At 72.0% G+C, this 22106-nt stretch carries 11 protein-coding genes; 4 read left to right on the top strand and 7 right to left on the bottom strand.

The genetic code is table 11. The annotated features are described in order from the left end of the window. Positions 1–57: 57 nt before the first annotated feature. Positions 58–3117 carry a hypothetical protein gene (locus KDM41_03880; protein ID MCB1182549.1) on the top strand — a complete coding sequence of 1020 codons (3060 nt, stop codon included), beginning with the start codon at positions 58–60 and terminating at the stop codon, positions 3115–3117. A 70-nt stretch (positions 3118–3187) separates the two neighbouring features. Here KDM41_03880 and KDM41_03875 read toward each other — a convergent pair whose 3' ends face one another. The 3 genes from KDM41_03875 to KDM41_03865 form a co-directional block, all read right to left on the bottom strand. Further along, on the bottom strand, positions 3188–6028 hold the full coding sequence (locus tag KDM41_03875) for a hypothetical protein (protein ID MCB1182548.1): 2841 nt from the start codon (positions 6026–6028) through the stop codon (positions 3188–3190). Between the two features lie 90 nt (positions 6029–6118). Next, positions 6119–8161, bottom strand: a complete 2043-nt coding sequence (gene aroF, locus KDM41_03870; protein ID MCB1182547.1) for a 3-deoxy-7-phosphoheptulonate synthase — start codon at positions 8159–8161, stop codon at positions 6119–6121. A 180-nt stretch (positions 8162–8341) separates the two neighbouring features. Then, positions 8342–9364: a sulfotransferase gene (locus KDM41_03865; protein ID MCB1182546.1), complete on the bottom strand. Its 1023-nt coding sequence runs from the start codon at positions 9362–9364 to the stop codon at positions 8342–8344. Between the two features lie 128 nt (positions 9365–9492). On the opposite strand from KDM41_03865, the gene KDM41_03860 reads away from it, so the two are divergent. Then, positions 9493–10752 carry an ABC transporter ATP-binding protein gene (locus KDM41_03860; GenBank protein MCB1182545.1) on the top strand — a complete coding sequence of 420 codons (1260 nt, stop codon included), beginning with the start codon at positions 9493–9495 and terminating at the stop codon, positions 10750–10752. A gap of 4 nt (positions 10753–10756) precedes the next feature. On the opposite strand, the gene KDM41_03855 is transcribed toward KDM41_03860, so the two are convergent. Next, positions 10757–12016, bottom strand: coding sequence for a glycosyltransferase family 4 protein (locus KDM41_03855; protein MCB1182544.1), 1260 nt, complete (start codon positions 12014–12016; stop codon positions 10757–10759). Positions 12017–12418: 402 nt separating this feature from the next. Here KDM41_03855 and KDM41_03850 point away from each other — a divergent pair, with 402 nt between their 5' ends. Both KDM41_03850 and KDM41_03845 read left to right on the top strand, forming a co-directional pair. After that, the gene (locus KDM41_03850) at positions 12419–15385 is read left to right on the top strand and encodes a fused MFS/spermidine synthase (GenBank protein ID MCB1182543.1); all 2967 of its coding nucleotides are present in this window, start codon (positions 12419–12421) and stop codon (positions 15383–15385) included. Positions 15386–15469: 84 nt separating this feature from the next. Next, the gene (locus KDM41_03845; GenBank protein MCB1182542.1) at positions 15470–18274 is read left to right on the top strand and encodes a PAS domain S-box protein; all 2805 of its coding nucleotides are present in this window, start codon (positions 15470–15472) and stop codon (positions 18272–18274) included. Positions 18275–18284: 10 nt separating this feature from the next. On the opposite strand, the gene hypE is transcribed toward KDM41_03845, so the two are convergent. From hypE to KDM41_03830, 3 genes are all read right to left on the bottom strand, one after another. After that, entirely contained in the window at positions 18285–19316 is a 1032-nt protein-coding gene (gene hypE / locus KDM41_03840; protein MCB1182541.1) for a hydrogenase expression/formation protein HypE, read from the bottom strand. Between the two features lie 29 nt (positions 19317–19345). Next, positions 19346–20440: a hydrogenase formation protein HypD gene (gene hypD, locus KDM41_03835; GenBank protein MCB1182540.1), complete on the bottom strand. Its 1095-nt coding sequence runs from the start codon at positions 20438–20440 to the stop codon at positions 19346–19348. 64 nt (positions 20441–20504) lie between these two features. Beyond that, positions 20505–22106 (bottom strand): carbamoyltransferase HypF (locus KDM41_03830; protein ID MCB1182539.1); only part of this gene is annotated, 1602 nt, incomplete at its 5' end.

Below are 22106 nucleotides of genomic sequence, written 5' to 3'. Positions count from 1 at the left end.
TCGTTCCCCGGGGCTCGTCTCATGCGCGGACCACCCAACCGCGAAAGGGGACGACCCATGCGCACCGACCATTCCCGCCCCGGGCTCCCGGGCCTCATCGGGATCATCAGCCTGCTCCTCATCACCGCCAACGCCCACGCCGGCTGGGAACACGACCACTGGGCCGAGGTCTTCGCTCCGACCGGACGGGCCGACGATGTGGTCTCGGCGCCGAGCGGCAGCGGCGGCCTGCTCGTGATCGTGCACGATCCGGCCGACGAGGCCTTCAACATCCTGGTCCAGAAGCTCGACCAGACCGGCAACGAGCTCTGGGGCGACCAGGGGACGGTCATGCCGTACGACCTCGCGAGCGAGGGCACGCGCGGCCCCGTCGACGTGGTGGGCGACGGCGCCGGCGGCGCCTACTGCATCTACCGCGAAATCTACGCCGGCCAGAGCTACCTGAAACTGGCCCGCGTCAATGACGCCGGGCAGTTGCAATGGGCCCAGGTGATGGCCTCGTTCGGACCCAACCCGCAGCTGGACGCGCGGCTCGTCCCGGCCGGCGGCAGCGACCTCTATCTCGTGTGGACCCGCAGCAGCGGGCTCTTGGACCAGGAGATCATCGCCCTGCGGGTCGCCGCCGACGGCAGCCCGCTGCAGGAGACGACCATCTGGGAGGATGCGAACGGCGATCTCGACGAGATCCGCTGGGTGGTGGAGCCGGACGGATCAGGGGGACTGCTGTTCGGCATCCACTTCAACCCGTTCAACGGGCTCTTCGAGGGGCGGGCCCAGCGCCTGGACGCGGGCGGGAACCTGCTCTGGGGCGCGCGCGGCAGCGAGCCCTTCCCGGCGCTGGGGAACGTGGTCGGCGTCGTGCCGGACGGGGCCGGCGGGGGCTACGTCGTCAACAAGCGGGGCTGGGGCGAGACCTGGGTGCAGCACCTGGACGCCACCGGCGCCGAGACCTGGCCGGCGGGCGGCATCCAGCCCCTGGGCACGTTCAGCACCTGGCCGAACCCGTCCGAGCCGGCCTTCTGCGGCGACGGCGCCGGGGGCTTCTTCATGGCCGACGGCGTGACCGACCTCTTCGCCCAGCATCTCGATGTGTTCGGCAACCGGCTATGGGGCGCCGGCGGCCTGCAGATCACGACCCTCGCAGGCTGGCAGCAGGACGCCACCCTCGCGCCGGACGGTTTCGGCGGTGTCCTGGTCGCCTACTGCGACCACTTCTTCAGCGAGGTGAGCGACATCCGCTGCCGGGCCCTGAGCGCGATCCGGCTCGACGGTTTCGGCAACACGCTTTGGGAGAACACGGGATTCTGGTGGACGGTCGCCGAAGGCCTCTCCGGCACGGCGGTCTACTACCCGCGCGTGCACGCCGACGGTTCCGGCGGCGCCCTGGTCGCCTGGCAGCAGTACAACGACACCTACACCGCCGACGAGGTCTACGCGGCCGGCGTCGGCGCGAACGGCAACTCGCCCGCCTTGCCCACGCTCGCGTACATCGATCCGGACGCCGGCGCGGTCGGCGACCTGCCGGCCGTGCACATCCTGGGCGACTACCTCGACGCGGGGCTCGAGTTCTCCCTTGCACGGGGCGGCGCCGCCGACGCCACGCTGACCGGCGTGTCCGCCCTGAACGCCCAGGTCGTCACGGGCCAGCTCGATCTCGCCGGCGCCCAGCCCGGCGCCCACGACCTGCGCGCCTCCCGCGGGGGCGGCGTCGTGGCGACGCTGCCGGACGCGTTCGGCGTGGGCGACGCCGTGCCCTGCGATGACGAGGAGGTGATCGCGGACGCCTTCGGCCCCATCCTGGCGCCCGGCGGCAAGCGCCGCATGGCCTTCGCGTCCGGGGGAGACCTGTTCACGGTCTGGATCGAGACGCTGGCGTCAAGCTGGATGACGGTGTGGAACCAGCGCGAGCCGTCCGGACTCGGCTGGACCGCGACCGGGCTCAGTTCGAGCCGGCCGCTGCGCGACATCGCCATCGCCGTCGGGCCGGACGACACGCGCCACGTGGTGTTCGTCGTCGAGCAGGCCGGCTACGACCAGCTGCAGTACCAGTACCTGCGCCCCGACGGTGCGACGGGCGGCCACCTCGTCGACATGCCCACCACGATCCACCATCCGGCCATCGCCAGCGACGCTCCCGGCGAGGCCCACATCGTCTGCGAAGCGGACGGGGGCGGGACGACGGCCCTGATGTACGTCCGGGTCACGGACGCGACGGTCGACGCCCCGGTCGACATCGGCGCCGGGGTCGGCGCCGCCCAGCCGGACCTTACGGTCGATGGCAGCGGCCTGACCCTCGCCTACGTGCGCGACTTCTGGTTCCCGGGCCTGCACGAGATGTGCTACCAGCGCTTCAACGGCGGCACCTGGGAGGTCCCGGTCGGCGTGTACTTCGGAGTGCAGGTCACGTCGCCGGCGGTCGCGTGGGACGGGGCCGATCGCCTGCTGTTCAGCTGGGTCCTGGACAACACCGGCTCCGACCCCCTGCTGCACACCATGACCATGGACCACCAGGTGGCGGGACCGGTCCGCTGGCGGCTCGGCCTGCCCCTGGTCTACGACAGCACGGTGGTCGCGGCCGGGCCGGAGCGGTTCTTCCTGGCCACACGCGAGACGGTCACCGGCACGCCCATGCAGATCATCCTGCGCGAGGGCGACGGCAACGTCTTCTTCCCGCGCAAGCGGATCAACGCCGGCGACGACGTGGAGCCGGCGGTCCTGGCCGCGCGGCCGGGCCTCGACGCCGTGGCGGCGACCTGGATCGACTACGCCACGCCCCTCCACCGCCAGCGACGCTTCTTCTGCAGCACGGCGCCGTCGCCGGCGCCGCTGCCGACGGCCCTGCGCGCCCTGGCGGCGGGGCCCAACCCCTTCAATCCGGAGACGACCTTCCGCTTCGACCAGCGCGCCGCGGGCTGGACGCGCCTCGCGGTCTTCGACGTGCGGGGCCGCGTCGTGCGCACCCTGGCCGACGGGAACCGGGCCGCCGGCGGGCACGCGATCCGCTGGGACGGCCGCGACGACCACGGCCGGAACCTGCCGTCCGGCGTGTACTTCGGGCGGGTCTGGTTGCCGGCGGGCCAGGAAGGCTCGGTCGTGAAGGTGACCCTGCTGAAGTAGGGGGGAGCGGAGGGGCCGGCCGCGGGGACGGGGCCGGCCTCTCCACCGGTTCGCAGCGCTGAGCCTGCGCTCAGCGCAGGATGACCAGCTTCCGCGTCTCGTCGTGCCGACCGGTCCCGTCGCGCACGGTCAGGCGCGCGAAGTAGATGCCGTCGGCCAGGGTGCGGCCGTCGGGACCCCTCCCGTCGAAGGCCAGCACGTGGCCGCCCGGCTCGAACCGGCCCACCGCCACCGCCTTCACCAGCCGCCCGCGCACGTCGTAGACCTTGAGCGAGACGTCGGCCGCGTCCGGCAGCACGAACTGGAAGCGGCTCGCGCCGCTCGACGGGTTGGGATGCGGCGGCGCGAACGCGATCCGGGTCGGGCGCACGTCGTCGGGGACGGGGCTGACCACGGGCGTGTCCGTGTTGGACAGGCAGAAGGTGTGGCCGGCGTCGAAGCCCCACTGGCCCCAGTGGACCCGCGCCGTGGATTGACGTTCGGCGTTGGTGTCCATGGCGCGCATCTCCCCGGCGGTCTGCACGATGATCTCGTTGCGGCCGTCGGCGTCGATGTCGGCGATCACCGGTGAATACAGGATGGGGTCGTCGAACGTGAGGGGCCATCCGTCCAGTTCGTTGCCGAAGTTGTCGACGCACCACGCGCCGCCGAAGACGTTGCCGTAGACGATGTCGCTGGAGAATCCCTCGACGGTGCCGACGACCGGGGCGATGCGGCCGCCGGTCCCGGTCGGGTGGGGGAAGCCGCCCCAGAGGGTCCCGTCCTCCCGGAGGTTGTAGATCCCGCCGTCGATGGCGAACTGGAGACCGGGCGCGCCCGCCCCGCGGATGAACGTCGAGGCGATGGCCGAGACGTCGTGGGCCACGCCGGAGTCGAAGGTCCACAGGGAAGTGCCGTCGGCCCGGTAGGCGCGGACCGTGCCCGCCGCCGTGCCGAAGACGATCTGCCGGCTGGCCTCGATGGTGCCGTCGACGTGGAGGTCGGTCAGCGTCGGCGGCGTCGTGATGCCGGTGAATCCGGTCAGGACGGACCACGTCCGCACCGGGTCGCCCGGGTCGATGCGGACCAGGCGCAGGGATTCGACGACGACGATCTCGTTCTGTCCGTCGAAGTCGAGGTCGCCGATGGCCGGCGGCTGGCTGATGTTCGCGCTGGTGGTCCAGCTCTGCTCGATCTGGCCGTCCGCGCCGATGATGTGGACGCCCGTGCCGCAGGTGGCCACGATCGAGCGCGGCGCGCCGGTCGCCACGGCTCCCACGGCGACGCGGGCGGCGGCGGTGCCGAGGTCGACGGGGAAGCCGGGCAGCAGGGCGCCCGTCGCGGCGCTGAACGCGTGCACCTGCCCGTCGGCGTCGCCGACGACCAGGGCGGGCACGCCGTCGCCGTCCAGGTCGCCGACGGCGACGGCGTTGCCGTCCACCGGGTTGCCGACCCAGAGGGGCGTGCCCAGGATGGGCGCGCCGGTGTGCGTGGTGACGTGCAGGTACCCGGCGTCGTCGAGCCAGGTGAGCTCGAGCTGCGGGCGGTAGTCGAGCTGCACCGCGGTGAGGGGTCCGGCCGGCGCCTCGGCCAGCGGCACCGGGAAGCCCGCCTCGGTGACCGGGAAGCCGGGATCGTTGCGCCAGGTTGCGTCGAAGCGCATCGGCCACGCGGCTGGTGGTTCGCAGACGCTCGCGTTCGCGGCCCAGGCGACGCCGAACGCGTCGGAGTCGGCGGAGTCGATGCCCACCACGGTCTCCCAGATCCCCTGGTCGGTGTTGTCGGCGGCGAAGACCATGGGCGCGCCGAAGTCCGGTCCCGCGGCCCCGGCCACGACGCCGCGCTGCACCACCGGTTGACCCCGGCACCCTTCGCCCACGGCGTCCCGGTGCACTCCGGACACGTAGAGGCGGTCGCCGGCGTCGTTCAGGGCGAGATGGGCCATGGCGTCGTCGGCGTCGAAGGTGCCCACGTCGGCCGGGTCCCACGTCGAACCCCCGTCGCGGCTGCGCCAGACTTCGCCGCCGGAACTGAACCCCACCGTCGCGTAGAGCAGGTAGACGTCGCCGGTCGCGCTGGAGGCGACGATGTCGAGGGGATTGTTCTCGGGGCCGACGTCGGCGGGCAGCAGGTCCTGCATGGGGGCGAAGTCGCCGGGGCCCGCACCGAAGCCGGTGGCGTGGCGGTAGCGCACGCCGTTGGCGGTGAACCCCTCGCCGAGCGAGTCGTCGCCCCACGACCAGGTCACGTGGAGGCGCCCCGCGCCCCAGGCCAGGTGGGGCCGACGCACGAAGAAGTCTCCGTCCTGACCGTCGGCGAGGGAGAACGACGGCTCCCAGGTGTCGCCCTGATCGGTCGAGCGCGCGTACTGCAGGCCGGCCCAGTGCACGCCGTCGTAGCGGACGGCGACCGCGTACACGCGGTAGTCGTCGTAGTCGGCGGCGTCGACGGCCAGGTCGCCGCCCCAGTACGAGACACCCGTTTCGGCGAAGGGCACCGACTCGGACCAGTTCGGCGGGCCGCCGGTGTACGGGGTCCAGGCGTGGCGGATCGTGCCGTCCGTCAGCGCGTTGTCGGACTCGACCGCGTAGAGGAGGTGCAGCCGCGGGTTCATCCCCTCGGTCAGGGCGGCCCCGTGGAGGAAGAGGTTCTCGCCGGCCGTCCGCGGCGCCCGGCCCCATTCGGACCAGGTGGCCCCGCGGTCGGTGCTGAGCATGATCAGCACGTCGTAACCGGCCCGGAACACGTTGTAGAACGCGCCCGCATCCGTGACGAAGAGGTGATTCTCCAGCAGGTTGCCGCCCGCATCCGCCACCACCAGGACGTCGTCGCCGCCCTCGTTGACGGGCGACGCCGGGGCGAAGACCGGGTGGCAGAGCAGGCCGAGGGCCAGCAGGAACAGGGCTCCGGTGCGCGCGCGTGACGTGATCATGGTGTTGCCTCGGTGGAGCGGGTGGATGCCTTGGGCTCACCTGCTCATACGGAATCCGGGGCGGGATCCGGAAGGCCGGTCCGGGGCCGCTCAGCCCATCCGCCCCATCCGCCGCGCCATCCCCACCAGCTCCGCCATGTCCGCCCCCGTCAGCGCCTGCTCCTTGTCGCACAGCGCCTCGTCCGGATTCGGATGGCACTCGACGATCAGCCCGTCGGCGCCCGCCGCCACCGCCGCCGCCGCCAGGGGCAGCACCAGTTCCCGCCGCCCCGCGGCGTGGGACGGATCGACGATCACCGGCAGGTGCGTGCGCTCCTTCAGCACCGGCACCGCGCTGAGGTCGAGGGTGCTGCGGGTGGCCGTCTCGAAGGTGCGGATGCCGCGCTCGCACAGGATCACCTGCTGGTTGCCGCCGGCCATGATGTACTCGGCGGCGGCGAGGAGGTCCTTTACGGTGGCGCTCATGCCGCGCTTCAGCAGCACCGGCTTGTCGGTGCGTCCGAGCTCCTTGAGCAGCTCGAAGTTCTGCATGTTGCGGGCGCCCACCTGCAGGGCGTCGGCCATTCGGGCGACCTTGGCCACGTCCTCGACGCGCAGCACTTCGGTGACGATGGGCAGGTCGTAGGTGTCGCCGGCGGCGCGCAGCAGCTCCAGGCCCGGGAAGCCGAGGCCCTGGAAGCTGTAGGGGCTGGTGCGGGGCTTGAAGGCGCCGCCGCGCAGCACCTGGCCGCCCGCCTCCTGCACCATCTTCGCCGCCGCCGTCACCTGGGCGCGGCTCTCGACGGCGCAGGGCCCGGCGATGAGCATGAAGTGGCCGCCGCCCACGGGCACGCGGCCGATCTTGACGATGCTCGGCTCGTGGGCCGCGGTGCGCGCGCTGCGCCGCAGGTTCGGGTCGACCACCGGCAGGGGTTTGCGGCCGTCGGGCGCGGCGGCGCCGACCCACTCGGCGAGATGCTCCTCGGGCTCGAGATCGTCGCCGAAGCTGCCCCGGCGCGGATAGCAGCCGAGGACCTTCAGCGTGTTGGCGTGGGTGGCCACCTCGTCGAGGGCCTCGCGCACGCGGTCGCTGTCGCGGTGGCCCTCGATGTCGATGTAGAAGACATATTCCCAAGGACTTTCAGGCCTGGGACGGCTCTCCAGCTTGGTCAGGTTCACCCGGCGCCGCGCGAACGCGTCGAGGCACTTGGCCAGGGAGCCGCGACGGTGGTTCACGCTCAGCACCAGCGAGGTGCGGGCCGGACGCCGGCGGTCGACCACGGCCGGCGCGCGGCCCATGAGCACGAACCGCGTCGCGTTCAGGGCCTGGTCGGCGATGCCGCGGGCCAGCACCTGCAGGCCCAGGCGGCTGGCCGCCTCCTCGGAGCAGATCGCCGCCGCGGTCGGGTCGTCGCCGTCGGCCACGATCTGCGCGGCGGTGGCCGAGTCGGCGCAGGCCTCGGCGCGGCAGCCGGGGCGGGCGCCCAGCCAGGCGGCGCACTGCTGCAGGGCGACCGGGTGCGAGCGCACGACGCGCACGGCGGCCAGGTCGGCGCCGGGGCGTCCGGCCACGATGTGCTCCACCGGCAGGATCTCCTCGTCGACGATGTGCAGGTCGCGGCCGGTGAGCAGGGCGTAGGTCTCGTTCAGCGAGCCGGCGATGGTGTTCTCGATGGGCAGGAAGGCGAAATCGACCTCGTCGCGCTCGAGGGCGTCGACCGCGGCGGTGAAGCCGGCGAAGGCGACCGGCGTCAGGGCGCCCTCGCCGCGCTCGGCGAAGAGCTTGGTCAGCGCGAGATCGCTGTACGAGCCGGGCGAGCCGATGCGGCCGACGCGGACCGGGGCGGCGCCCGCGGTGGCGTCGTCCTGGGGCCGGTCGAGCAGCTCCTCCTGCACCCGCCGCGAGTAGTTCATCACCTCGCGCAGGATGCGCCCGGCGAAGAACGGCGACAGGCCGTGTTCGGCGGCGGCGTCCTGCCAGTTGGCCAGGACCTCCTGCTCGCGACGGTGGTCCCTGAGGGGCTGGGCGTCGTCGGCGCCCTTGGTGCGCCCGATGGCGCGGACGGCGTCCATGCGTTCGGCCACGAGGGCGACCAGGCGGCGGTCGATCTCGTCGATGCGGGCGCGGGGCGTGTGCAGCTTCTCGGCGGACATGGCGTGGACCTCGGTGCGTTGCGCCGGCGCGGGGGCCGGACGACAAGGAAAAACCCGTCGCGGAGCGGGCCGGACGGGTCAGCGGTACCTGGAAATGTCGCGGGGAATCAGGCTCCCGGGACGGCACCTCCGGACGACCATCCGGACCAGCACGTGGACACGCCCCGCCAGCGGGGCGTCTTAAACGTGAAGGAGAGGTCGTGACGGGTCATGGCGCGGCGCCACCCGCGGGCGGGCCGGGGTGCATCCGAACGCAAGAGAGGGGTTATAGGGCAGAGGGTCGAGCGAGGTCAACGGCAGCGCGGCAAAAAAGGCGGTCCGATAGCCCAGGGCGGCCAGGTCCAGACCCGTCAATTCCCGGGTGAGCCGGTTGCTGGCGGCGAAGCGGTCGCCCACCAGGGCGGCCGCCTGCCGGGCCAGATCGCGCTTGCGGGCCGCCTGGACGCGGGTCGGGATGAGGCGGTCCAGGTACACCGAAAGGCGGTCGGCGCGGCGCCAGCCGGCGGGGGGCTCGGGTCCGTCGGCGTAGGTCCAGCCGCCGGCGAGGCGGTTCAGGCGTCGGCGGACGAGCAGGGTGGCCGCCCCGAAGCCGGGGTGCTCCACGCTCGGGCTCGGCGCGGACGCGGTGCGCGCGCCGGCGAATCCGGTCACCCGGCGGGCGAATTCGGCGGGGTCGGCGCCCAGCAGTTCGAAGGGGAGCACGCACACCCGGTCGCGGCCGAAGAGCTCCTGGTAGAAGGCGATCATGCGGTCGTAGGCCAGGAAATCGGGCCGGCAGGTGGCCTCGAAGCCGGGTTGGCGGCTGAAGAACGCCGCCAGGGTCTCGGTGCCGCCCACGTGCAGGTGCTGGCGGTACGAGGAGACCAGCATGGCCGTCTGCTCGCGGATGACCATGAGCACGCGGGCGTCCGGGAAGACCGCCTGGAGGCGGCGGGCGACCTGGTGGCCCCAGTAGCGGCCCTGGGTCTGGTCGCCGACGAGGACCTCGTGGCTGACGACCGGCACGGCGTCGGCGGCGTCGGCACGGGTCCGGAAACCGGCCAGCTCGGCCGCGATGCGTCCGGGGGCGGTCTCGGCGTCGTCGCGGAAGACGAAGTACTCCAGGGCGTCGAGGAGGGGCAGAAGCAGGAACGGCCCGTCCGGCCGGCCGAACACCGACTTCTGCAGCCAGGTGGACCCGGTCTTGGCGTAGCCGACGTGCAACAGGGGTTGGCGGTGGCCATTCCCCCCTTCAGTTGGTACCATATGCGCCGATCCCACTGAAAAGACATGGCGGCAGGCATTCCAACCTGCTCGGAACCTTGCGGTTGAACGCACAAGGTCGGGGGCCGATGAACGCGATCACGGTAACGGATCTCTGGAAGCAGTACAAGCTCGGTCAGCTGCACAACCAGCACACGATGCTGCGCGAGGCGATCATCAACGCCGTGCGCCGGCGCAGCGCCGACCAGGCGGCCGAGAGCTTCTACGCCCTGAGCGGCGTGAACTTCGCCGTGGCCGAGAACGAGATCGTCGGCATCATCGGGCGCAACGGGGCCGGCAAGAGCACCCTGCTGAAGGTCCTCTCCCGCATCACCTACCCGACCCGCGGCTCCATCGAGGTGCGGGGCAAGCTCTCCTCGATGCTCGAGGTCGGCACCGGCTTCCACGAGGAGCTGACCGGCCGCGAGAACATCTACCTCAACGGCTCGATCATGGGCATGTCCAAGAAGGACACCGACCGCAAGCTCGACCAGATCGTGGCCTTCTCGGGTGTCGAGAAGTTCGTCGACACGCCCATCAAGCGCTATTCGTCGGGCATGCGCCTGCGCCTGGGCTTCGCGGTGGCGGCGCACCTCGAGCCCGACGTGCTGCTCGTGGACGAGGTGCTCGCCGTGGGGGACGCCGCCTTCCAGCGCAAGTGCCTGCAGACCATGGACGAGCTGCAGCGGGGCGGCCGCACCGTGCTCTTCGTCTCGCACAACATGGCGGCCATCGAGTCGCTCTGCACGCGGGTGATCTGGATCGACGGGGGCAAGGTCGTCGACGACGGCGAACCGCGCGAGGTGATCGGCCGCTACATGGAGACCTTCGCCACGGCCAGCCAGGGCCAGGCCGACCTCGAGGCCATCGAGTCGCGGGGGGGCACGGGTCAGGCCCGCGTCACCGGCTTCGAGATCCTCGACGCCGACGGCGACCTGAAGAACATCGTGCGCAGCGGCGACGCCATGACCATGCGGGTCCACTTCCGGGTCCACGAGACCATCGCCGACCTGCACGTGGGCGTCAACGTGACCAACGATCTCGGGGCGCTCGTCAGCGGGATCAACAACTGGATGGCCGGCGACGCCATCACCAACATCGCGCCGGGCCGCTACGCCATGGACCTCGACGTCGACCTCTTCAACCCCATGCCGGGGCGCTACCACATCTCCCTGTGGCTGAAGACGGCGGGCCAGACCTACGACTCGCTGGAGAACTGCGTCACCCTGGACGTGGACACGTCCGACTGGTACGGCACGGGGCGGGGCATCGACAGCCGCTTCGGCCAGGTCTTCCTGCCGGCCCGCTGGCGGGCGCCGCGCAAGCTGCCCGAGACCACGGGCGCCTAGCAGGCTAGCCGTGGTCGACCAGGCGGTCGGCGGCGGCGAAGAGCTCGACCAGGCGCCCGGATCGCTGCTCCCAGGTGAATTTGCGCCGCGCACGTTCCCGGCCATTCCGGCCCAGGCGGTCGCACAGCTCCGCGTCCCCGAGGCAGGCCAGCATCGCGGCGGCCAGACCGTCCACGTCGCCGGGCTCGGTGAGGAAGCCCGTCTCGCCCGGCACGACGATCTCGGGCGCCCCGCCGACGGCCGTGCCGATCACCGGCATGCCCGAGGACATCCCTTCCACCAGGCTCAGGCCGAACGTCTCGCTGTAGGACGGGTTGACGAGCACGTCCGCCTGGGCGTACCGCGCGGGCAGCTCCGAGGTCGACACCGGTTCGACGAATTCGACCCGGCCGGCGAGGGCCGATCGGGCGGCCCGGGCACGCAGGTAGGCCCCGTAGTCGGTGCAGACGGTGCCGTCGTAGAAGTCGGCCAGTTTCCGCACGCCGGCCTGGGTGCTGATGTCGACGATGAACCCGCGCGGCAGCGTCGCCATGGGCCCGATCAGGACCAGACGGGCGTCCGGGATCTCGGCGAGGACCTTCTCCATGGCGTCCAGCAGGTCGTGCACGCCCTTCTCGGGCGAGATCCGGCCGACGAAGAGGATGGTCCGGCGCTCGGGGCCGCGGTCGCCGGCGGCCGCGGCGAAGCGCTCGACGTCGCAGCCGTTGTGGACCGTCTCGATGGGGACGGTCAGGCCGGGATGGGCGTCCCGCGCCTGTTCGGCGACGTCGTCGCTCACGCAGGTCACGAGGTCGGCCGCCGCCAGGCGCCGGCGGATCTCCCGGGCCGGGAACTGGCTCAGCCAGTAGCTGTGCATCTCCAGGTTGAAGTGGGAGCGGGGGGCGGCGCGGTGCAGCACGGGCAGGAACTGGGAGTAGTTCACCACGTGGACCCAGTCGTAGTTCCCCTTGGCCAGCAGCCGCGCGACGCGCTCGGCGTAAATGCGGTAGAAGAAGCGGGACTCGAGCACGCGCTCCTGGGGGATCCAGTTGGGGAAGTGTTCCAGGAAGCCGAGGATCGGGGTGTCGGGCTCGTCGCCGACGAAGTGGTACCTGATGTTGTCGTCCGGAGCAAGGGACGGAGGGTTGTAGCGGGAGCCGGCGATGATCGTCACGTCGTGGGCGGCGGCGAGGCAGCGCGCCGTGTTGTGCACCACGACCCCGATCGAGTTCTGCCGCAGGGGCATGACCGAGTCGAGCGGTTGGGTGACGAACGCGATGCGCATGGTGGACTCGCAGTCGGGAACTCGGGTGGTCCGTTGCCGCACCGGCCCGCCCGTCGGGAGGGCGGCCGATGTGATGCCATTGCGGACTAGACAGGTCCACGGTCGTCGTTGTTAGGGCGAATCCCGACTTTCCTGCGCAAAAAAACGCCGAGGCGGAAAAAACGGGGACCTGAACCCCGTCCGCCGCGTCCTGCGGGGTGGATCGTCCGGTCGTTGCGGCGATCGGGAGCGGTAGTCTAGTTCAGGCCGCAGGTCCGGTCAACGCCATGGCCTTCTTTCGTGAGATTCTTCGCGGCTGTTATTTTATGCAACAACTTCTGGATATCGGGATCCAATGACCTATATTGGTCAAATCATAGTGGGGAAAAGGGCTTTTCAACCGCAACCGGAGCCGTGCTCACCATGTCGACCCGCATCCGCAATGCCGTCTTCGTCCCTCTCCTGTTCCTGGCCTTCTTCGCATCGGGCGCCGCGAGCCTCGTCGCCGAGGTGACGTGGAACCGGATGCTCATCGTCGTGGTCGGCAACTCGCTGAGCGCGGCGGCCATGATCATCATGGTCTTCATGGGCGGCCTCGGCCTGGGCAGCTGGCTGGGTGGCCGGTGGGTGTCCGGGCGCCGGATGAATCTCGTGCCCTACCTGCTGCTCGAGACGGTGATCGGGCTGTACGTGCTGGCGTCGCCGGCGCTCTTCGACGGCCTGACGGCGCTGTTCACCTCGCTGGCCGGGACCATGGAGAATCGCGAGGGCCTGACGGCGATCCGGCTGTTGGTCACCTCCCTGGCCCTGCTCCTGCCGGCGACGTTGATGGGCGCCACCTTCCCCGCGATCATCGCGGGCGCGGCCCTCGACTCGCCCACGCGCCGCTCGGCGCGCACGGGCTACCTCTACAGCACGAACACCCTGGGCGCGGCCATCGGCTGCTTCGCGGCGGGCTACCACCTGCTGCAGGAGTTCGGGGTGCAGTTCACCCTCAACACGGCCTTCGTCGCCTACCTGGTGGCGGCCGGCAGCGCGCTGGCGGCCCACCTGGTGGCGGGCCGACCCCGGGCCGACGCGGCGGACGCGGCGGACCCCGCGCCGGCGGCCACGGCCATCCCGGGCTCCGCGCCCGACCTGCGTCGCTTCCTCTTCGCCGCCACCTTCGTCGTCGGCTTCGTCTCGCTGGCCTACGAGGTGCTGCTGACCCGCGTGAGCATCCTCTATCTCGGCAACACGGTGTCGGTGTTCCCGCTGGTGCTGACGGCGTTCCTGCTGGGCACCGGCTTCAGCGCGGTCTTCGGCACCTGGCTGTTCGGCGTGCTGCAGGGCCGGGGCGCCGGACGGGTCTTCGGCGTGTCGGCGGTGCTGGCCGGCCTGCTGCTGATGGTCACACCGTACCTGCTGCTGTCCGACCTGATCCTCAGCGACGACCGCTTCGCCAAGTTCGCCGACGCCGCGCCCCAGAGCCCGCTGCCGGTGCTCGGCATGCTCATCCTGCCGGTGGTGTTCATGGGGGCGCTGCTGCCCCTGGCCATCCGGATGCTGCAACCGCAAGGCAAGGGGGCGGCCTCGCGGGAGGCGGCCACCCTGTATTCGCTGAACACGGCCGGCGGACTGCTCGGCGCGGGCATCGCCAACCACTACCTGGTGCCGAACATCGGGCTGCAGGGCACGCTGGCGCTGCTGACGGCTCTGCTGGTGCTGGTGGGCGTGGCCAACCTGGCGGGACGGCGCCCGGCGCGCGGGGGGATGGCGCCGGCGGTGGGTGTGGCCCTGGCCGTCGGCCTGGTCGCCGCCTTCGCCCTGCCCGACATGACGCAGCGGTACGCCGGCAAGCTGGCCGACTCGACGACCGCGGAGCGGGTCGAGATCAAGTGGGTCAAGGAGGGGCACGCCGCGACGGTGACCGTGCTCGACCAGTTCGACCCCAGGCTGCAGGACTACCGCGACATGTACCTCAACGGCGTCGAGGAGGCCTCGACCCGCTTCTGGCACGTGCAGCTCTTCAAGCTGCTGGGCGTGCTGCCGCCGCTGCTGCACGAGTCGGACGGCCCCAAGGACGCCATGGTCATCGCCTTCGGCGCCGGCATCACCGCGGGCTCGGTGCTTGCGTCGGACGAGATCGCGTCGCTCGACGTGGTCGACCTGAATCCCGACATCGAGGGCATCAACGACCTCTTCACCGACGTCAACGGCGACGTCTTCCACAAGGACCGCTTCCACTTCCACAACGACGACGGCCGCAACTACCTCGTCACCTGCAACAAGCAGTACGACGTCATCATCTCCGACTCGACCCATCCGCGCGCCTACGACAGCTGGATCCTCTACACCGAGGAGTTCTACCGCGCCGTGAAGCAGCGCCTGAAGCCCGGCGGCGTGTGGGCCCAGTGGGTGCCCGTGCTCGGCTCGATGCGCGGCGAGCTCATGCAGATCCACCTGAACACGTTCAGGAAGGTCTTCCCCACGGCGACGGTCTGGTACGTCTACGGGTCGGACCAGGCCTTCCTGCTGGCCACGCCGGAGCCGCTGGCCATCGATGCGCCGCGCCTGCAGGCGAAGCTCGACAAGCTGCCCGCCTGGTTCAAGGCCGACCACTACCAGATCGACACGGTGCCGCGGGTGGCGGGCTTCTTCTGGATGAGCCCCGAGACGATGGACGTGATGATCGGCGGCGAGACGCGCGTGAACACCGACGGCGTGCACTACTTCGACAAGCAGTCGGTGCTGTGGCCGCTGCCGCCCCAGCGCCAGATGCCCGCCTTCCAGACGGCGGCGCAGCCCTTCTTCACCGGACTGACCACGCCGGAGTCGGCCGCCATCGCGCACGAGCAGAAGGTGGCCGGTCACCTCGGCCGCTACGCCTTCCACATCGTGCGGCCCGAGCTCGACCAGGCCTGGTGCCTGGACAGCGACAACGGCAACGTGCGCTTCTTCATGGCCGAGGCCTCGGGCGGGAACCTGCCCGGCCCCGACTATTGCGGCGAGATCCTCGTGGCGCAGCGCCGCCTGGCCGTGGAGCAGCACCCGAACAACGCCTTGGCCCTCAACGGCCTGGCCGACGCCCTGGCCGGGGCGGGTCGCCTCGACGAGGCCGAGGCCACCGTGCGCGAAGCGTTGGCGATCGACCCGGAAAATGGCATGATCCTCGACACGCGGGGCTGGATCGAGCATCTGCGGGGCGATCAGGAAGCGGCCCGGGCGACCCTGGAGCAGGCCGCCCGCGCGCTCGACCGCCACCCGATCGTGCTGTTCCATCTCGGCGAGGTGGCGGCGGCCGCCGGCGACGTGCCGGCGGCCCGGGCCTACTACGAGGAGGCCTTGCGGGCCGATCCCGATTTCGCCAACGCGGCGGAGGCGCGGGCGGCCCTGGCGGGTCTGCGGTAGGACGACCGGCCGTCGGGGTGGCACGGCGGTCGCGATCGATGGTATGATGTCCGCGGTTCTCGCCCGGAACCCTGCGGAGCGGTCATGCCCCAAAGGTTCGGACTCAGGGACGCGGGCCCGACGCTGGAGACGCCGGTCGGTCGGCTGCTGAAGGCCGTGGCGGCCGGATGCGTCCTCGCGCTGCTCTACCTGCTCAGCCGCGACAACTACCCGACCTTCCACACCCTCGTCGAGGTCGCCTCGATCAGCCTCACCTGGAGCGTGACGCTCCTGCTGTGGAACGCGCGCCGCTTCCAGGACATCGATGCCTACCTGACCCTGGGGCTCGCCCTGTTCCTCGCCGGCGCCGTCGATCTGCTGCACACGGCGTCGTACGAGGGCATCAACGTCTTCGGTCAGCCCCACGACCCCAACATCGCGACCCAGTTCTGGATCATCGCGCGCACGGTGGAGGCCGTCGGGTGGCTGGGCTTCGCCTTCCTGGCGGCCCGGCGCCGGTCGCTGGTGGTCATCATGACGATCACCGGAGCCATGGCGGTGTCGGGCGTGGCGCTGGTGCTCGGTTCCGACGCCTTTCCCGTCTGTTTCGTGGCCGGCCGGGGGCTCACCGGATTCAAGGTCGGCGCGGAGTTCGTGCTGGTGGCCGTGCTGGTGGCGGCGCTGATCGTCTTCCGCAGGCGTTCGGGCGGCACCGACGCGGGGGTGCGGCGCCGACTCTCGTGGTCCCTCGCCCTGGTCGCCGTGGCGGAGCTCGCCTTCGTCACCTACAACGACACGTACGGCCTGACGAACATGGCGGGCCACCTGATCCGGATCGTCTCGCGCTACCTGCTCTACCTCGGCCTCGTGGAGCTGGCGGTGGCCCGACCCTACGCCCTGTTCTTCCAGCGCCTGCAGGCCGAGAAGGACGAGATCGCCGCCTCGGAGGAACGCTGGCGCCTGCTCTCCCAGACCAACCCCGACCACATCCTCGATCTCGACGCGGACCTGCGCATCCGCTTCGCCAACTACCCGAGTCCGGGCCTGGCCTTCGACGATATCCTGGGCCGGAGCATCCTGGACTTCCTCACGCCGGACGACGTCGCGAGGGTCGAGCCGCTGCTGCGGACGGCCCTCGGTTCGGCGGAGCCGGTCCGCTACGAGACCCTCTACGAGGGCCCCGACGGCGAGGTCATCCACTACGAGACCACGGCGATCGGCGGACCGGCGCCGAACGGGTCCGGCCGCCGCCTGACGCTCGTGGCGCGCAACGTGACCGAGCGCAAGCGGGCCGAGGCGCGTCTGGCCGAGACCGAGCGGCAGCTGAGCGGGGTCCTCGCCAACCTGCCCGGCATGGTCTTCCGCTGCGCCAACGACGACGACTGGACCATGCACTTCTGCAGCGAGGGCTGCCACGACCTGACCGGATGCGAGGCCGACGACCTGGTGGGCAACCGCGTCGTGTCGTACGCGTCGCTGATCGTGCCGGAGGACCAGGACCACGTGGCCCGGGTGGTGCGCGACGGCCTCGACCACGACGAGCGCTATCAGGTGACCTACCGGATCCTGCCCCGCGGGGGCGACGAGAAGTGGGTGTGGGAGCAGGGCCGCGGCGACTTCCGGGACGGCGAACTGGTGGCCATCGAAGGCTTCATCTACGACATCACGGCGCAGGTGCACGCCGAGGAGGAGCGGCGCGGCCTCGAGAAGAAGGTGCTCGCGTCGCAGAAGCTCGAGAGCCTGGGCGTCATGGCCGGCGGCATCGCCCACGATTTCAACAACCTGCTGCAGATGATCGTCGGCTTCGGCGAGATCGCGGCGGCTGAGACCGGGCCCGACCACTCGGCGGCCGCCGCCCTCGCGGACATGCTGCGGGCGGCCGGTCGGGCCGCCGACCTCACGCGCCAGATGCTCGCCTTCGCGGGGCGCGGGAAGCTGACCATGCGCGACATCGACGTCGCCGGGGAACTCGCCGGGATGGCGCCCCTGCTCGTGGGCGCGGTGCCCAAGTCGATCGAGTTCCACCAGGACCATCCGCCGCGCCTGCACCTGGCCACCATCGACGAGACGCAGCTGCACCAGGTGGCCCTGAACCTGGTGCGGAACGCGGCCGAGGCGGTCGGCGACGGACCCGGCGAGGTGACCCTGCGGTCGGGGCAGGGCATCTTCACCGCCGCCGAGCTGGCCACGAGCGTGGCGGGCGAACACCCGGACGGCGCGCCGGCCCGGCCGGGCGAGTACGTCTTCCTCGAGGTGACCGACAACGGCTGCGGCATGGATGAAGCGACCCGCGCCCGCATCTGCGAACCCTTCTACAGCACGAAGTTCGTCGGCCGGGGGCTGGGCATGGCGGCGGTCCAGGGCATCGTGCGCGGTCACCGCGGGGCCCTCTTCATCGACTCGGTGCCCGGGCAGGGGACGACGGTGCGCGTCCTCTTCCCGTCGCTCGGGCGGTACGCGCCCGATGCCGCGGCGGGCGGCGACGGGGATTCGGCGCCGGCGCCGGCGCCGGCCGGGGCCCTGCCGGACCAGGGGGGCTTCGTGCTCGTGGTCGACGACGAGCCGGACGTGTGCCGGGCCGCGGCCACCGGCCTGGCCTTCGCCGGCTACCGGGTGGTGACGGTGGCCAACGGCCGCGAGGCTGTCGCGACGGTGGCGCGCCGCGGCGACGAGGTCCTGGCCGTGCTGCTGGACGTGGTCATGCCCGCCATGGGCGGCGAGGAGTGCCTGCGCCGCATCCGCGCCGACCATCCGGAGCTGCCGGTGGTGATCATGAGCGGCTGGACCGAGGTCGAGCTGGCCGAACGCTTCGCCGGCCAGCGCTACGACGCCATCCTGCCCAAGCCGTTCCGCGCCGAAGCCCTGCTGCGCGTCCTGCAGCAGGTCCTGCCGGCGACCGATCGGGCCTGAGGCCGCCGGGTCAGCAGATCCGCGGCAGCTGCTCGCCCACGGGCATCTCGACGATGCGCTCGGCGCCGAGGGCGGTGCGCACCGCCACCGTGCCCGGATGCCCCGCCACGACCTCGCCGACGATGGCCGCCGCCGCGCCGACCGGATGGGCCCGCAAGGCGGCCAGGGCGGCGTCGGCCCCGTCGGCCGGGACGACGGCCACCAGCTTGCCCTCGTTGGCCACGTAGAGCGGATCGATGCCCAGGATCTCGCAGGCACCGCGCACGTCCGGGCGCACGGGCACCGCGCCTTCGTCGAGGGTGATACCGACCCGGCTGGCGCGGGCGAACTCGTTGAGCGTCGTGGCGAGACCGCCGCGGGTGGGGTCGCGCAGGGCGCGCAGGCCGGGGCAGGCCCGCAGCAGGTCGGCGACGAGGCCGTTCAGGGCGGCCGTGTCGCTGCGCACCGTCGACTGGAAGCCGAGGTTCGCGCGGGCGGTCATGACGGCCATGCCGTGGTCGGCCAGCGTACCGGAGACGAGCACGGCGTCGCCCGGGCGCAGGCCGGCCGCCGAAAGGGCGACCCCGTCGGGAATGACGCCCACGCCGGACGTGTTGATGAAGATCCGGTCGCAGCCGCCGCGGCCGACGACCTTCGTATCGCCGGTGACGACCCGCACGCCCGCGGCCCGGGCGGCCGCCTCCATGGAGCAGAGCACGCGGTGGAAGTCGGCCAGGGGGAACCCCTCCTCGAGCACGAAGCCCACGCTCAGCGCCTCGACCCGCGCCCCGCTCATGGCCACGTCGTTCACGGTGCCGTTGATGGCGAGGTCGCCGATGTCGCCGCCGGGGAAGAAGATCGGATCGACCACGAAGGTGTCGGTGGAGAAGGCGACGCGGCCGGGCGGCAGTTCGAGCACGGCCTGGTCCTCGAGCCGCGCGAGCTCGGGGCTGCGGAACCGCGGCAGGATCAGGCGGTCGATGAGGTCGGCGGAGAGCCGGCCCCCGGCGCCGTGGGCGAGCTGCACCGTGTCGTGGTCGAGCAGGGGCATGGGGCAGCTCATGCCGGCGAAGTCGGGGCGGTCGGCGGCGCTCACAGGAGATCCCTCCGGGCGTAGCGGTGGTAGGCGGCGCAGGCGCCCTCGCTGGACACCATCGTCGCGCCCAGCGGCGTCATGGGCGTGCACTCCCGACCGAAGGCGGGGCACTCGTGCGGCTTCTTCAGCCCCTGCAGGATCTCGCCCGCGATGCACACGGAGGGCTCCTCGGTGCGGATGTCGCCCACGTCGAACTTCCGTTCGGCGTCGCAGGCGGCGTAGGCGTCGGCCAGGCGCAGGCCGCTGCGGGGAATGGTGCCGATGCCGCGCCACTTGCGGTCGCACACCGTGAAGATCTCGTCGACCACCGCCCGCGCCGCCGGGTTGCCGCCGAGGTGCACCACGCGCGTGTAGTCGTTGCGCACGCCGTGCTCTCCCGCCTCGAGCATGCGCACCGTGCTGAGGATGCCCGAGAGGATGTCCACCGGCTCGAAACCCGTGGGCACGATGGGCACCGCGTAGCGCTCCGCGATGGGCACGTACTCCTCCCAGCCCATGATCGTGCACACGTGGCCGGCGGCGAGGAAGCCCTGCACCCGGTTGTCGGGCGAACCGAGGATCGCCTCCATGGCCGGCGGCACGAGCACGTGGCTGACGATCTCGCTGAAGTTGGTCAGGCCCTCGGCGGCGGCCTGCTTGACGGCCATGGCGTTGCCCGGGGCGGTGGTCTCGAAGCCCACGGCGAGGAAGACGACCTCGCGGTCGGGGTTCTCGCGGGCCAGCTTCAGCGCCTCGAGCGGCGAGTACACCATGCGCACGTCGCCGCCGCGGCTCCTGACCCGGAAGAGATCGTCGCGGCTGCCGGGCACGCGCAGCATGTCGCCGAAGCTGGTGAAGATCACCTCGGGGCGGGCGGCGATGGCCAGGGCGCGGTCGATGGTCTCCAGCGGCGTGACGCACACGGGACAGCCGGGGCCGTGGACGAGCGTGATCTCCGGCGGCAGCAGCTGGTCGAGGCCGTGGCGCATGATGGCGTGGGTCTGGCCGCCGCAGATCTCCATGATCACCCAATCGCGGGTGACCGTCGCGGCGATCCCGTCGAGCAGCTTGCGGGCCAGCGCCGGGTCGCGGAATTCCTGCAGATGTTTCATGTGCGGACGGCTCCGGGTTCGCGAAGAAGGAACGGTGTCATGGTAGCACCCCGCACCGCCGCGGTCAGCAGCGGGTGCGGGCCACCACGGCCTGGCCCAGGGCGACGGCCCCGTCGTTGGCGGGCAGCTGCAGCGGCCGCCGCACGTCCAGGCCCCGGGCCCGCAGCCCGTCGCGCACGCCCGTGAGCAGCAGTTCGTTCTGGAACACCCCGCCGGCGAGGACGACGGTGCCGAGGCCGCGTCGCCGGGCCACGGTGGCGGCGGCGTCGGTCCACAGGTCGATCAGGGTGCGGTGGAAGCGGGCCGAGAGCTCGGCCACGCCGGCCCCCGCCTGCACCGCGGCCAGGGCGCCGCAGACGATGGGGCCCACCGGGATCACGGCCGGCTCGCCCGCAGCCAGGGGTTCGGGCGGGCACAGGGGCGCCGCCGCCGCCACCGCCGCGCCGTCGGTGGCGGCCATGAGTTCGATGGCGGCCTGGGCCTCGTAGTGCACGTCGCCCCAGCGTCCGGTCAGGGCCGCGACGGCGTCGAAGAGGCGGCCGCAGCTGCTGGTCGGGGGCGAATTGAGTCCCTGGGCCAGCATGGCGAGCACGGGCCCGGTGTCGTGGCGCGCGAGCCAGGCCAGGTCGGGCAGGGGCGTGCCCACGGCGTGGCGCAGGTAGGCCACCGCCGCGCGCCAGGGCGCCCGGATCGCCGCGTCGCCTCCCGGCAAGGGCACGGGCTCCAGGTGCGCCGCCCGCACGAAGCCGCCCGGGTCGCCGACCAGGATCTCGCCGCCCCAGATGGTGCTGTCGTCGCCGTAGCCCGTGCCGTCGAGGATCACGCCGACCACCGGCCCGTCGAGACCGTGCTCGGCGTGCACCGCGGCCAGGTGGGCGTGGTGGTGCTGCACGCCGATGCGCGCGCGCGCGCCCGCGTGGTCGTGCACCCAGCCGGTGGTGTGGTAGGCGGGATGGGTGTCGTGGGCGAGGGTGTCCGGATGCTTCTCGAGCACGTCCTGCAGCGTGGCGACCGTCTCGGCGAAGAAGCCGCCGGCGGCCAGGCCGCCCAGGTCGCCCACGTGGGGGCTGACGAATGCGCGGTCGGCACTGGCCAGGCAGACCGTGTTCTTGAGCTGAGGGCCCACGGCCAGGACATCCGGCCCGGCGGCGGCGGCGCCCGCGAGGAAGACCGGCACGGGCGCGTAGCCGCGGCTGCGGCGGAAGAAGAGGGGGCCGTCGGCGAGCATCTGCAGCACCGAGTCGTCGGCGCGCCGCACGATGTCACGATCGTGGAGCAGCCAGGCGTCGGCGATGCCCGCCAGCCGCGTGCGGGCCTCGGCGTTGTCCAGGCAGATGGGCTCGTCGCTGGCGTTGCCGCTGGTCATGACGACGGCCGGCACGTCGCGGGCCGCGAGGGCGTCGGCGAGCAGGTGGTGCAGCGGGGTCGACGGGAGCATGAGCCCCACGCGGCGGTGGTCCGGCGCCACGAGGCGGGCCAGCGGGGCGTCGCGGCGCGCGGTCAGCAGCACGATGGGCGCGGCGGGCGAAGCGAGGGCCTCGGCCTCGGCGGCGTCCACCTCGGCCAGGCGCCGGGCGGCCGCGAGGTCGCGCACCATCACGGCCAGGGGTTTGGCCTCGCGGTGCTTGCGGCGGCTCAGCCGGCGCACGGCGTCGTCGTCGTCGGC

The organism is bacterium, from assembly GCA_020440705.1.
In the GTDB taxonomy this organism is placed as follows: domain Bacteria; phylum Krumholzibacteriota; class Krumholzibacteriia; order LZORAL124-64-63; family LZORAL124-64-63; genus JAGRNP01.
This window is presented reverse-complemented; position numbering and strand designations above follow the sequence as displayed.